The 13,846-nt window shown below is 62.1% G+C and carries 10 protein-coding genes and 1 pseudogene; all 11 read right to left on the reverse strand.

Annotation, left to right across the window (positions count from 1 at the left end; all coding sequences use genetic code 11):
* Nucleotides 1-50: 50 nt before the first annotated feature.
* The gene (gene purH / locus CAF76_RS19615) at nt 51-1,658 is read right to left on the reverse strand and encodes a bifunctional phosphoribosylaminoimidazolecarboxamide formyltransferase/IMP cyclohydrolase (RefSeq protein ID WP_085648112.1); all 1,608 of its coding nucleotides are present in this window, start codon (nt 1,656-1,658) and stop codon (nt 51-53) included.
* 82 nt (nt 1,659-1,740) lie between these two features.
* On the reverse strand, nt 1,741-2,061 hold the full coding sequence (gene fis / locus CAF76_RS19620) for a DNA-binding transcriptional regulator Fis (protein WP_002555375.1): 321 nt from the start codon (nt 2,059-2,061) through the stop codon (nt 1,741-1,743).
* The gene (dusB, locus tag CAF76_RS19625; RefSeq protein ID WP_007951027.1) at nt 2,058-3,068 is read right to left on the reverse strand and encodes a tRNA dihydrouridine synthase DusB; all 1,011 of its coding nucleotides are present in this window, start codon (nt 3,066-3,068) and stop codon (nt 2,058-2,060) included. The genes fis and dusB overlap by 4 nt, the downstream gene beginning before the upstream one ends.
* Before the next feature lie 185 nt (nt 3,069-3,253).
* Nucleotides 3,254-4,522 carry a DUF3426 domain-containing protein gene (locus CAF76_RS19630; protein WP_085648113.1) on the reverse strand — a complete coding sequence of 423 codons (1,269 nt, stop codon included), beginning with the start codon at nt 4,520-4,522 and terminating at the stop codon, nt 3,254-3,256.
* A gap of 30 nt (nt 4,523-4,552) precedes the next feature.
* On the reverse strand, nt 4,553-5,431 hold the full coding sequence (prmA, locus tag CAF76_RS19635) for a 50S ribosomal protein L11 methyltransferase (RefSeq protein ID WP_085648114.1): 879 nt from the start codon (nt 5,429-5,431) through the stop codon (nt 4,553-4,555).
* Between the two features lie 166 nt (nt 5,432-5,597).
* Nucleotides 5,598-6,956: an acetyl-CoA carboxylase biotin carboxylase subunit gene (gene accC / locus CAF76_RS19640; RefSeq protein WP_064593229.1), complete on the reverse strand. Its 1,359-nt coding sequence runs from the start codon at nt 6,954-6,956 to the stop codon at nt 5,598-5,600.
* 17 nt (nt 6,957-6,973) lie between these two features.
* Entirely contained in the window at nt 6,974-7,441 is a 468-nt protein-coding gene (gene accB / locus CAF76_RS19645; RefSeq protein ID WP_007951023.1) for an acetyl-CoA carboxylase biotin carboxyl carrier protein, read from the reverse strand.
* Nucleotides 7,442-7,465: 24 nt separating this feature from the next.
* A complete protein-coding gene (gene aroQ / locus CAF76_RS19650) occupies nt 7,466-7,921 on the reverse strand; it encodes a type II 3-dehydroquinate dehydratase (RefSeq protein ID WP_064593231.1) in 456 nt (151 codons plus the stop codon).
* Nucleotides 7,922-8,053: 132 nt separating this feature from the next.
* Nucleotides 8,054-9,811 (reverse strand): protein-disulfide reductase DsbD, encoded by a 1,758-nt coding sequence (locus CAF76_RS19655; protein ID WP_085648115.1) that lies wholly within the window; start codon nt 9,809-9,811, stop codon nt 8,054-8,056.
* A gap of 157 nt (nt 9,812-9,968) precedes the next feature.
* Nucleotides 9,969-10,475 (reverse strand): annotated as a pseudogene (locus tag CAF76_RS29110) (methyl-accepting chemotaxis protein); the annotation flags it as partial.
* Between the two features lie 1,490 nt (nt 10,476-11,965).
* Nucleotides 11,966-13,636, reverse strand: coding sequence for a diguanylate cyclase GcbA (gcbA, locus tag CAF76_RS19665; RefSeq protein WP_039772046.1), 1,671 nt, complete (start codon nt 13,634-13,636; stop codon nt 11,966-11,968).
* Between the last annotated feature and the right edge of the window lie 210 nt (nt 13,637-13,846).

Here is a 13,846-nt window from a genome sequence, read left to right on the forward strand (position 1 = left end):
TGGCAGATTGCATTCGCGAGCAGGCTCGCTCCCACATTTGAATCTGTGTATCAGTGACGGAAATGACGCATGCCGGTGAACACCATCGCGATGCCGGCCTCATCAGCAGCAGCAATCACTTCAGCATCACGCATCGAGCCACCCGGCTGGATCACTGCCGTGATACCAACCTTGGCCGCGTTGTCCAGACCGTCGCGGAACGGGAAGAACGCGTCCGACGCCATTACCGAACCAGCCACTTGCAGACCGGCGTGCTCAGCCTTGATCGCGGCGATACGCGCCGAGTTCACGCGGCTCATCTGGCCGGCGCCGACACCGATGGTCTGGCGGTTCTTGGCGTAGACGATGGCGTTGGATTTGACGAACTTGGCCACTTTCCAGGCGAAGATCAGGTCGTGGACTTCCTGTTCGGTCGGGGCGCGCTTGGTCACCACTTTCAGGTCGTCGGCGCCGATCATGCCGATGTCGCGGCTCTGTACCAGCAGCCCGCCGTTGACGCGCTTGTAGTCCCAGGCCGGAACGCGATCGGCCGACCACTCGCCGCAGGCCAACAGGCGAACGTTAGCCTTGGCAGCGACGATGGCACGGGCTTCTTCGCTGACGCTTGGGGCGATGATCACTTCAACGAACTGACGCTCGACGATCGCCTTGGCGGTCTCGGCATCCAGTTCACGGTTGAAGGCGATGATGCCGCCGAACGCGGATTCGGTGTCAGTGGCGTAGGCCAGTTCGTAGGCCTGACGGATGCCGCCTTCGGCGTCCGGGCTCACGGCCACGCCGCACGGGTTGGCGTGCTTGACGATCACGCAGGCCGGTTTGACGAAGCTCTTCACGCATTCCAGCGCGGCGTCGGTGTCGGCCACGTTGTTGTACGACAGCTCTTTGCCTTGCAGCTGGGTGGCGGTGGCGATGCCGACTTCGGCAGGCTTGGCTTCAACGTAGAACGCCGCGCTCTGGTGCGGGTTCTCGCCGTAGCGCATTTCCTGGGCCTTGATGAACTGGCTGTTGAAGGTGCGCGGGAATTCGCTGCGACCTTCGGTGCTCAGGGTTTCGGCAGCCTGGTTCACGGTGCCCATGTAGTTAGCGATCATGCCGTCGTAGGCGGCGGTGTGTTCGAACGCCTTGAGCATCAGGTCGAAACGCTGAGCATAGGTCAGGCCACCGGCCTTGAGGTTTTTCAGGACGTTGGCGTAATCGCTGGCATTCACCACGATGGCCACGTCTTTGTGGTTTTTCGCCGCCGAACGGACCATGGTCGGGCCGCCGATGTCGATGTTTTCGATGGCGGTCGGCAGGTCGCAGCCTGGCTTGCTGATGGTGGCTTCGAACGGGTACAGGTTCACGGCTACCAGATCGATCGGCTTGATGCCGTGCTCGTTCATGATGGCGTCGTCGATACCGCGACGACCGAGGATCCCGCCGTGGATTTTCGGGTGCAGGGTTTTCACCCGACCGTCCATCATCTCTGCGAAACCGGTGTAATCCGCGACTTCCACTGCGGCCACGCCGTTGTCCTGCAGCAGTTTGAAGGTCCCGCCGGTGGAAAGGATTTCCACGCCCAGGGCTTCCAGCTCCCTGGCGAATTCGAGGATCCCGGTCTTGTCGGAAACACTGATCAAGGCGCGGCGGATCGGCAGGCGGGTAGTCTGGTCGGTCATCTCAATTTCCATCAAAAGCAAGGGAAGTCAGCAAAAAAGGCGACCGGTTTTACGCGGGCGCCTTTCTGGTTTGATTGAATGCTTACAGCAGATCGTACTGCTTGAGTTTCTTGCGCAGCGTGCCGCGGTTCAGTCCGAGCAGCTCGCTGGCCTTGGTCTGGTTGCCCTTGACGTAGTTCATCACGCTTTCGAGCAGGGGAGCCTCGACTTCGGAGAGCACCAGGTTGTACACATCCGTGACGGACGCGCCCTCAAGGTGGGCGAAATAATTGTGCAGCGCTTTCTCGACACTCCCGCGAAGGGTCTGGCCTTCTTCGCTCGGGGTATTGAGGTGCTGTTTCAAATTCACGTTGTCGCTCACGGGTGTTGTTCCACTCACTAAAGTCTCGGTCATCATCGTCATGCGGCCACCCCTTCTCCGTCCCCTGTCAGGCTCTTGTAACGTTCGGCGAAGAACTCCCGAACGTTGGCGCATTGTGTTTCCGTACCATCCAAACGATTGAAGTGGGCGCGAAACTCCCTGGCGCCCGGCAAGGTTGCGAGATACCAGCCCACATGCTTGCGGGCAATTCGCACACCCATCACGTCCCCATAGAAGGCGTGGAGGGCGGCCAGATGCTCAAGCAGAATGCGTTCCACCTCGATCAGCTCCGGCGCCGGCAGTTTTTCGCCGGTACGCAGAAAGTGTTCGATCTCGCGAAAAATCCATGGCCGCCCCTGGGCAGCCCGGCCGATCAACAGGCCATCGGCACCGGTCGCGTCGAGCACGTAGCGGGCCTTTTCCGGCGATACGATGTCGCCGTTGGCAAAGACCGGAATCGACACTGCCTGCTTGATCGCGGCAATGGTGTCGTACTCGGCTTCGCCGGTGTACAGGTCGGCGCGGGTGCGGCCATGCACCGCCAGCGCCGTGATCCCGGCCTGTTCGGCGATCTTCGCCACGGTCAGGCCGTTCTTGTTGTCGCGATCCCATCCGGTGCGGATCTTCAGGGTCACCGGCACATCAACCGCCGCCACGACGGCATGCAGGATCTCGGTAACCAGTGCTTCATCCTTCAACAACGCGGAGCCGGCGGCCTTGTTGCAGACCTTCTTCGCCGGGCAACCCATGTTGATATCAATAATCTGTGCGCCCAGCTCGACGTTGGCCCGGGCCGCATCCGCCAGCATCTGCGCATCGCCACCGGCGATCTGCACCGAGCGTGGCTCGGGATCGCCTTCGTGGATCATGCGCATGCGCGACTTGCGGGTGTTCCACAGGCTCATGTCACTGGTGACCATTTCCGAGACTACAAGCCCTGCGCCCAGACGCTTGCACAGCTGACGAAAGGGCTGGTCGGTGACACCCGCCATCGGGGCGAGGATCAAACCGTTCTGCAATGTATATGGGCCGATGCGTACCGCCGACATAGGACTTCCCTGAAGTGGGGCCGGATCATGAGAGTTCGAAAAAGGGTTGGCATGATACCCGCTCTCGATGACTGGATAAAGGCTGAATTGAACAAAATCTGAACAGTTATTCTGTTATTACCGCCGGTTTGGTCGCGCGGTGTGCAGTCAGAAAATTGCCGTCAATCCGGGAGCGGTGAAGCGCTTCACTCGGGTGAGTGGAAACTCAGGCTGTAGTTCACCGCTTTCGGGCCTGGATCGAGGATGTCCAGAGCGATGTGGATCGGCGTCTGCGGCGGCATTTCCGCCATGCCTTCGAGGTCGCCGTTGAGGTATTCGCCGGGTTTGAAGCGACGACTGGCGATCAGGTGGCCGTTGAGGTCGGCGAAGCGCAGCTCCAGCAGCGGAAACGGCTGCGAGAACGGCGCGCGGTTATAAATGATCGCGTCCACCACCAGCGCACCGCTGAATTCCGGGTGGCTGCGCACCACCAGGTTGCTGCTCTTGATCTTGGCGATATCCACTTTGGACGGCACCGTGCAGCCGATTTGCGGGCACAGTTGCTGGAACCATGGCCGGTATTGATCCTGGCGCGCCAGCTCGTCGAAGTGATAGGCGACGTATTGTCCGCCCAGGCCGGCGGCGGCCAGCACGATCAGCAACAGCCCGAGCAGGCGACGGCCCCAGGGCGAGCGGCGTTTCTGCCAGTCCAGTTGCAGCGGATCATCGGTCAGATCCTGCAACGCTTCGGCGCGAGCACTGGATTCGACACGTTCGCGTTTTTTGCGCGCAGGCTCGATCAGTGGCAGTTCGTCGTCGACGTCATCGCTGGCCGACAGGCGTTCACGACGGGCATTCGGGTCGATCGGATCGTGCAGGCGCAGTTGCGGGATCGGCGGTTCGTCGTCGAGATCCACCGGCTCCAGCGACAGCGAAGGTTCGGTGCGCTCCGATCGGACGGGTTCAGGCTCGACGACGTCGGGTTCATCTTCGACTTCGGGAGCGCGCTCATCTGCCGGTTCGCTGAACAGGCTGTCCGGCCAAGCCGTATCTTCCGGTTCATGGCTGTCGCGACGAGCGCTCAGGGCGTCTTCGCGTGGGCGGCCGAATTCGGTGGTCGGCTGGATTTCCCGTTGCTCGAGGCGGGCCAGCTCTTCGTCCAGATCCAGGCTGTCCAGATCCAGCTCGGCGGCGCTCCATTGCTTTTGGCTGATGGCGCGTGGCTCGGTCGTTTCGACGATGGCTGGTGGTTCGACAGGCGCAGGCTCGCTGATCGGCGGCGGCTCGCTGATTAACGGCGCCACCGGCGTGACCGCTTCCTTGCCTGCGTGTTGCTCCAGCAATTGCTTGGCGGCATTGAACACTTGCAGGCAGGAGCCGCAACGAACCACCCCGCGGGCCACGCTTAACTGAGCGTGGCTGACGCGGAAACTGGTTTGGCAATGCGGGCACTGGGTGACGAAGCTGTCGGTCATGCGGCGGTCCGGATTGAGCAGGCAGTCATTCTAGCGCCGACGGCCGGTGATGCGCACCCAGCCATCGCGATTGGCGATCGGGTCGAGATCGAAGTCCTGCGCGTAGGCGGCAGCGACTTCGTCGCCTTGTTCGGCGAGGATCCCGGACAGTGCCAGACGCCCGCCGGACTTGACCAGACCGGACAGTTGCGGCGCCAGGGAAACCAGCGGGCCGGCCAGAATGTTGGCCACCAGTACGTCGGCTTTGACCTGCGGCAGGTCTTTCGGCAGGTACAGCGGGAACAGGTCGTCCGCGATGTTGTTACGCCCGGCGTTGTCGCGGGAGGCTTCGAGTGCCTGCACGTCGATGTCGGTGCCCACGGCTTCTTTCGCGCCCAGCAGCAGGGCGGCAATCGCCAGAATCCCCGAGCCGCAGCCGAAGTCCAGCACGTTGCAGTCTTTCAGGTCCTGGCCGTCCAGCCATTCCAGGCACAGGGCGGTGGTCGGGTGGGTACCGGTGCCGAACGCCAGGCCCGGGTCCAGCAGCAGGTTGACCGCGTCCGGCTCCGGGGCGGCGTGCCAGCTCGGCACGATCCACAGACGCTGACCGAAACGCATCGGCTGGAAACCATCCATCCAGCTGCGTTCCCAGTCCTGGTCTTCGATTACTTCGCTGTGGTGCTCGGGCAGCGGGCTGCCGGTCAGCAGTTCCAGATGGGCCAGTACCGGGGCGGCTTCAGTGCCGCCCTCGAACAGGGCCAGCAGGTGGGTGTGTGCCCACAGCGGGGTGGTGTTGAGTTCCGGCTCGAAGATCGGCTGGTCTTCGGCGTCCATGAAGGTCACCGAAACGGCGCCCACTTCTAGGAAAGCGTCTTCGTAGGTTTCGGCTTGTTCCGGGCTGATGGCGAGTCTTACTTGCAGCCAAGGCATGGCGGGCACCTGTGAAAAAGATTGATTGCAGCCTAGCGGCCTGCGAGAAGCGCGCAAGTTTACGCGAGCGCGACGGTTTTGTGGGAGCGGGGAATGTGTGAGCAGATGAAACCTTCGGAAACAACAAAGCCGCCCGAAGGCGGCCTTGTCTGGTGCGGGCTGAAGCTTAGTGCTTCTCGCCAGCCAGCTTGTGCTCGAGGTAGTGAATGTTCACGCCCCCTTTGCAGAAGCCTTCGTCGCGGGTCAGATCACGGTGCAGCGGGATGTTGGTCTTGATCCCGTCAACCACGATTTCGTCCAGGGCATTGCGCATGCGGGCCATGGCTTCGTCGCGGGTCGCGCCGTAAGTGATCAGCTTGCCGATCAGCGAGTCGTAGTTCGGCGGAACGGCATAACCGCTGTACAGGTGCGAATCGACGCGAACGCCGTTGCCGCCTGGTGCGTGGAAATGCTTGACCGTACCCGGGCTCGGCATGAAGGTTTTCGGGTCTTCGGCGTTGATCCGGCATTCCAGCGAATGACCGCGGATCACCACATCATCCTGGGTATACGACAGCTTGTTGCCAGCGGCGATGCTGAGCATCTCCTTGACGATGTCGATACCGGTGACCATTTCCGAAACCGGGTGCTCCACCTGAACACGGGTGTTCATTTCGATGAAGTAGAAACGACCGTTCTCGTACAGGAACTCGAAGGTGCCGGCGCCACGGTAGCCGATGTCGATGCACGCCTTGACGCAGCGAGCCAGGACTTCCTTGCGCGCGTTCTCGTCGATGCCCGGTGCCGGCGCTTCCTCGAGAACCTTCTGGTGACGGCGTTGCAGCGAGCAATCGCGGTCGCCCAGATGGATGGCGTTGCCCTGGCCGTCGGACAGAACCTGCACTTCGACGTGACGCGGGTTGGTCAGGAATTTTTCCAGATAGACCATAGGGTTGCCGAACGCCGCGCCTGCTTCGGAGCGGGTCAGTTTCGCCGAGGCGATCAGGTCTTCTTCCTTGTGCACCACGCGCATGCCGCGACCACCACCGCCGCCGGCGGCCTTGATGATCACCGGGTAGCCGACTTCACGACCGATGCGCAGCGCCGTTTCCTCGTCTTCCGGCAGCGGGCCGTCGGAACCTGGAACGGTTGGCACGCCCGCTTCGATCATCGCGTGCTTGGCCGATACCTTGTCGCCCATCAGGCGAATGGTTTCGGCTTTCGGACCGATGAAGGCGAAGCCGGAGTTCTCGACCTGCTCGGCGAAGTCGGCGTTTTCCGCGAGGAAACCGTAGCCTGGGTGAATGGCGGTAGCGCCAGTCACTTCAGCGGCAGCGATGATGGCCGGGATGTGCAGGTAGGACTGAGCGGCAGAAGCCGGGCCGATGCAGACGGATTCGTCTGCCAGACCCAGGTGCATCAGCTCTTTGTCGGCCTTGGAGTAAACGGCGACGGTCTTGATGCCCATCTCTTTGCAGGCACGCAGAATCCGCAGGGCGATCTCACCGCGGTTAGCGATCAGAACTTTTTCCAACTTCGCAGTCATCAAAGGCTCTCCGCAGTTCAAACGATGGTGAACAGCGGTTGGTCGTACTCAACCGGCTGGCCGTCTTCGACGAGGATGGACTCGATCACACCGCTGGTTTCAGCTTCGATGTGGTTCATCATCTTCATGGCTTCGACGATGCACAGGGTGTCGCCTTTCTTCACGGTCTGGCCGACTTCAACGAAGGACGGCGAGGTTGGCGAAGATTTGCGATAGAAGGTGCCGACCATCGGCGAACGGGCAACGGTGCCGTTCAGCGCTGGAGCAGCAGCGGCAGCTGGAGCTGCGGCAGCGGCAACCGGAGCGGCAGCGGCGGCAGGTGCAGCGGCCGGAGCCTGCATCGGAGCCGGAGCGTAGTACTGCTGCGCCGGGGTCTTGCTGTGACGGCTGATGCGTACGGACTCTTCGCCTTCCTTGATCTCGAGCTCGTCGATGCCGGACTCTTCCAGCAATTCGATCAGTTTCTTAACTTTACGGATATCCATGAATCATCAACTCCCAAGGGTCGGTCAGGGGCGTATAGCTTGGTGTTCAAGCTGCTCTAGTGCAGCCTCCAGGGCCAGTCGATAACCGCTGGCGCCAAGGCCGCAGATCACTCCTACCGCTACGTCGGAGAAGTAGGAGTGATGGCGGAAAGGTTCGCGTTTGTGCACGTTGGACAAATGCACTTCGATGAATGGGATGCTCACTCCCAGCAGCGCGTCACGTAATGCGACACTTGTGTGTGTAAATGCCGCCGGGTTGATCAGAATGAAGTCCACGCCCTCACCGCGTGCGGCGTGGATGCGGTCGATCAATTCGTACTCGGCGTTGCTTTGCAGATACAGCAGATGATGGCCGGCTTCACGGGCGCGGCGTTCCAGATCCTGATTGATCTGCGCCAGGGTGGTCGACCCGTAGGTCCCGGGTTCCCGGGTGCCGAGCAGGTTCAGGTTGGGGCCGTGCAGCACCAGTAGCGTTGCCATCTGCGTGTTCCTTGTTATGGGTGAGCCTTCGTCAGAACCCGGCGACTATGCCGCAAAGACTTTGTGACTGTCCAGTTCTCTGCAATAGCCAGCACGATGACCGATGTTTGCGCAAAATATGTGACTGACTGATTAAATCCGGTCATTCGCTTTAGCGACACGTTCGGCGAAGTCGCGGGCGTTGATCTCGCCGATCACCCGCACATCGCGACGTTCCACTCCGTCTTTGCCGAAGAACATCAGCGCCGGTGGGCCAAACAGGCTGTAGCGGTCGAGCAGGGTGCGCTGTTCGGCGTTGCTGGCGGTGATGTCGAACCGGATCAGCCGATAGCCCTTGAGCCGATCGACGACTGTGGCGTCATTGAGCACTTCGTGTTCGATGACTTTGCAGCTGATGCACCAGTCGGCGTACCAGTCGAGCAGCAGCGGGGTGTCGGCGGTTTTCGCTTCGAGCAGCACCCGATCCAGTTCCGCCGGGGTGCTGACGGTCTGCCACGAACCGCTGTTTTGCGCGGTGGAGCCGCTGTCGGCAAGTCGTGCCGGGGCTATTGGATTCAGCGGGTCGGTCTGCCCGCTGAACGCGCCGTACCAGCAGGCCAGCGCATAAAACAGCAGGAACAGGCCCAGCAACTGGCCGAGGCGTTTGCGCGGCGGTTTGTAGACGAATTCCAAAGCGCCGAGGAACAGGCCGACGCCGCCGGCCAGCAGGCCGATCAGCAACAAGGTGATCTGTCCCGGCAATACCCGGCTGAGCAAACCGATGGCCAGCCCGAGCAGCAACACGCCGATGCCGTTCTTCACGTACATCATCCACGGCCCGCTTTTCGGCAGCCACGCCGCGCCACCGGTAGCCACCAGCAACAGCGGCGCGCCCATGCCCAGGCCGAGCATGAACAGCTTCAGGCCGCCACCCAGCGCGTCGCCGCTGGCGCTTATATAAAGCAGTGCGCCGGCCAGCGGTGCGGAAACGCACGGCGATACCAGCAAACTCGACACCACGCCCAACACCGCCGCGCCCCACAGCGAGCCGCCTTCTGTGCGCCCGGCGATCCGGTCGAGGCGGCTGCTGATGAAGTGCGGCAGTTTCAGCTCGAATACGCCGAACATCGCCAGCGCGAACACCGCAAAGAACATCGCGAACGGCACCAGCACCCACGCCGATTGTAGCCGTGCCTGCAGATTCAGTTGCGCGCCGAAGAGCCCCATCAAGGCCCCGAGCAGCGCAAAGCACGCGGCCATCGGCAGCACATAAGCCAAAGACAGATTGAAGCCACGCAAACCGCCGACCTGCCCGCGCAACACCACACCGGACAGGATCGGCAGCATCGGCAATACACACGGCGTGAAGGTCAGGCCCAGACCTGCCAGGAAGAACAGCGCCAGATCTCGCCAGTCCCAACCGGTCACCGGAGTGGACGCGTCACTTGGCACTGCGTTGCCCGCGATGCTCAGGCGCTCGGTTTCCGGTGGATAGCACAAGCCTTTGTCGGCACAGCCCTGATAGGTGACGGCCAGCGTGAACGCTCGAGCATCATTGCGTGGCAGCTCCACATCGAGAATGCCGTGGTAGACCTCGACGTCACCGAAATACTCGTCGTGTTTCTGTTCGCCTTGCGGCAGTTGTGCGGCGCCAAGTTTTACCTCCGCCGGCTCGGCGCGAAATTGGAAACGGTGGCGGTAGAGGTAATAGCCTTCGGTGGCGACGAAGCGCAGTTTGACCGATTGCGGCGTGCTCTCGACCAGACTCAGTTGAAAGGCTTCGCGCACCGGCAGGAAATCGGCGCTGTTGTTGACCGAGCCCAGCGTGGCGCTGGGTTTGCTGTCGAACAGACCGGCGGCGCCGGCCGGCAGGGCGAAGACGAAAAACAGCAGGCAGAGCAGACGGCGCATGACAATCTCGCGAATCAAAGGTGCGGGAATGATAGCGGACAGAGTGCCGATTGGCAGGCTCTTGCGTTGACTCGTCTGGCCCCATCGCGAGCAGGCTCGCTCCCACAGGTGGGTATGCATTCAATGTGGGAGCGAGCCTGCTCGCGATAGCCATCTGTCAGACGCGAAAGGCTTGCACTGCGGTGTGCAGCTGACCGCCCAGCAACAGCAAGTTCTCGCCTTGCTCGCGGCTCTGACCGATGCGCAGCAGATTGTCCCCGCCCAACTGGTGAATCCGTTCGCTGTGATCGCGAATCTCGCTGACCGCGCCGCTCTGTTGCGCGGTGATCTCGGCAATGCGGATTGCCGTGTCGGAGATGGTCTGGATCGCGCCGACAATCCTGTCCAGCGCCCCGTCCGCCGATTGCGCCTGATTGGCGGTGGCTTCGGCGTGTTCTACCTGGGCGCGCATGCCCTCGACCGATTGTCTCGCTGCAGTTTGCAGGCCGGCGATCAGGGTCTGAATCTCGGCGGTGGCGCCGGCGGTGCGTTGCGCCAGCGAGCGCACTTCCTCGGCCACCACGGCAAACCCACGGCCCATTTCCCCGGCGCGGGCGGCTTCGATCGCCGCGTTGAGCGCCAGCAGGTTGGTCTGGTCGGCAATCGAGCGGATCACCGTCAGTACGCCGCCGATGGTCGCCGACTCTTCGGCCAGGTGTTCGATCATCTGCGCATTGCCTTGCACTTCACCGACCAGCGCGTGCAGGCCGGTGAGGCTCTGGCCGATCACCTGTTGCCCGTGTTCGACCGCCAGCCCGGCATGGCGACTGGCGTCGGCGGCCTGGCGCGCATCGCCGGCCACTTGCTGAATGGTCGCTTCCAGTTCGCCGAGGGAATCACGGATCAGCGCTGTATCGCCGGCCTGATGTTCGGCACCGCTGTGCAAGTCATTGCTCAGTTCGGCGAGGGTGCGGCTGCTGCCCGCCACCTGTTCGGCATTGCCGCGAATGGTCCCGACCAGATCCACCAGGTAGGCGCGCAATCGATTGAGCGAGGCTTCGATGTCGTGCAGTTCGCGGTTGGTCTTGCCCAGATGAATGTCGCGGCTGAAGTCGCCTTCGGCCCAGGTTGACAGCGCCGGCGCGAGGTTGGTCAAGGTGCGGGCCAGGCGCCGCTGCAGGGTATCGATCAGCAGTGCGATCAGCAGAATCAGACCGATCATCACGCCTTGCATCAGCCGCACTTCACCCTGGATTTGCCCGTGCTGGGCGCGTACCACCGGTTCGAGGCCGGCGATGGCTTGCTGCACGGCGGCAATTTTCTGGTGGGTTGCGGTGCTCAGGTCGGTGCGTTTCTGGATCTGCTCGCGGGTGCGTGCGAGCTCCGCCGGGTAACGGCCGAGCAAACTGTTGAGTTCGCGTTTGAGACCGACGCCGGCGTCTTCGGCGGCGGCTTTTTCGGTGCTTTCGATGCCCATCAGCGCGGCGAAGTCGTCGCTGCCGGACTCACTGCTGGCGACCACACCGAGCAAGGGCAGGGCATCGATCGTTTGGGCCTGGGCGCGGATGTTGCTGACTTCGCGCTCGACATCGGCGGCCAGTTCACTGCGTCCGCTGCTGACCAGTTTGTCCCGGGCCAGCGACAGTTTGCCCAGATGTTGAGAGGCAATCAGCAGGGGCGTCAGGTAGGTCGCATTGCCGCCGGCGTAGGTGCTGAGCTGATCGAGGCTGGCGCTCAATTCGCGCTCGGCCTGCAACAACAGTGCTTGTGGATCGCCGGCCAGTTTGCCGGCGGCCAGCAGGTCGGTCTTGCTGAATTCGTCGAGGCCGCTGAGGCTCGGGCGCAAGGTGTCGGCCAGCGCTGGCGGCAGCTCGCCGAGTTCTTTCTGCAATTGATCGATGGCCTGACTGGCGCTGCTCAGGCGCAGGGCGTCGCCGCTGGCGAGGTAATCCTCGACGTTGCGTGCCACGTCATTCTGAAATTGCTGCGACAGGCCCAGGTAACGCTCCATCAACAGATACGGGCGTTCCAGGGCTTTCTGCGACCACCACAACGTGGCGCCGAGCGCCAAGCAGACGGCGACCAGCAACAGGGTATTGAGATTGGTGAGCAACTTCAGGCGCATGACGGCTACCAACGGCAGAATGGTAAGCGCCTGAATTTATTGCGGTTCTGTTACAGGGTTATGACCGATTGGGGCGATTCCGATGAAAAAGTGGCACTTTGCTTTGAGTCCCGGGCGGTCTGCACCCGATTGCGCCCTTCGCCCTTGGCGCGGTACAGCGCCTCGTCGGCCTGGCTGGCCATCATCAGGCTGTCGGAGTCGTCGCGCATCTCCACCACGCCGGCGCTGAAGGTGCACCACAGATCCTGCGGCTGGGCCGGATAGTGAATCTCGGCAAAGCGCTGGCGGATTTCGTCGAGCACTTTGTGCGCGGCTTCTATATCGGTGTCGGGCATGACGATGGCGAACTCTTCGCCGCCGTAACGGCCGATGAAGTCGGTCTTGCGCAGACGCTGCTTGAGGAACAGCGCCAGGCTCTTGATCACCCGGTCGCCCATGGGGTGGCCGTGGCTGTCGTTGACCCGTTTGAAGTGGTCGATGTCGAGCATGGCAAAGCTCAACGGCTTGTTCTCGCGGCGGGCGCGGAACGAACAGTCTTCGAGCAATTGCAGAATGTGCGTGTGGTTGTACAGGCCGGTGAGGCTGTCGCGAACCATCCGTGCTTTCAGGTTGCGCGCGCGGGCGGCGCGGTTGCGTACGGTGGTGATCAGGTGGCGCGGCTTGATCGGCTTGGTCAGGAAGTCGTCGCCGCCTTCGCTCATGGCGTCGAGCTGCTTGTCCAGATCGTCTTCGGCCGACAGGTAAATGATCGGCACGCTGACGTAGCGATCGTTATGACGAATGACCTTGGCCAGCTCGGTGCCGGTGCAGGCCGGCATGTACATGTCGAGAATGATCAGGTCCGGCTGGAAGTCCGCCAGCTCGGCCATGGCCTGGATCGGTTCGATCAGGGTGCGGGTGACGATCCCGGCGCTGTTGAGCAGGCGTTCGGTGTGCAGGGCCTGGGCGCGGGAGTCGTCGATGATCAGCACTTTATAGGGTTCGTACTGGGCGACGCAGGTCAGGACTTCGATCTTCTCCAGCAGGCTCGAGGCTTCGAGGGTACCGGTGAGAAATTCCTGGCCACCGGCGCGCACCGCCGCGAGGCGGGTCGGGGTGTCGGTTTCGTGCAGGCTGAAGAACAGCAGCGGCAGCGGTTCTTCCAGACCTTGCTGGGCTTCTGCGGCGAGCTTCAGACCGACGCCGGCACCGCTGAAATCCACGTCCATGACGATCGCGGCCGGCAGGCGCTCGACCATCGAGGAGCGAAACGCCGACACGCTGTCCAGCGCCTGAGCGCTCAGACCGAAAAACTCCAGCTGCTTGGCCAGCCGCTCGGCGCGGTCGTGATCCTGCAGCATCACGTAGATCGGTTTGCGCAGGGGTGGCAGGAAGGTCTGATCAAGCTGATCGCCATGGCGCAGCCCGGTGCGCGACAGACGCTGCATCAAACGGTTGAGATCGGTGATCAGGCCGCTGCTCAGGCGTCCGCGATTGGCGTCCACCGCTTCCAGCGACTGGCTGATGTGACGGGCCAGCTGCGTGTGCTCGGGCTGTTCGAAGCGCTCGGCAAAACGCAGCAGGCGCAGATTGGCCTCGCTCAGTTCGGCGAGGTCGGCAGTGGACCACTCACTGCGTTGCAGGCGCTGCCATATCTCAAGAATCTGACGTGCCTGATGAATTACCCGCTGGGCAAAGTGGTGCTTGAGGCGCTCACGGCTGGGGTCTTCTGGCTCGGTCATATCCTGACTACTAGTTAGGCTGCATGCTGAGATCGACTGGTGGCTCTATGCTAGCACCTCTTTTCCCTTACATGAGTGTCGTACGTCAATAATCTGCTGTGCGTCACCATTCAGTTTCTGACTGGTCGGTTTTATCCGGGGCTTGCTCGTCGATCAAGTGCCCGTGAACCGGGCGTTGAAGGATGTTTCCCAGGGCTTTTGAGGACGCTT

This window comes from Pseudomonas sp. B40(2017) (assembly GCF_002112855.1).
GTDB lineage: Bacteria > Pseudomonadota > Gammaproteobacteria > Pseudomonadales > Pseudomonadaceae > Aquipseudomonas > Aquipseudomonas pharyngis.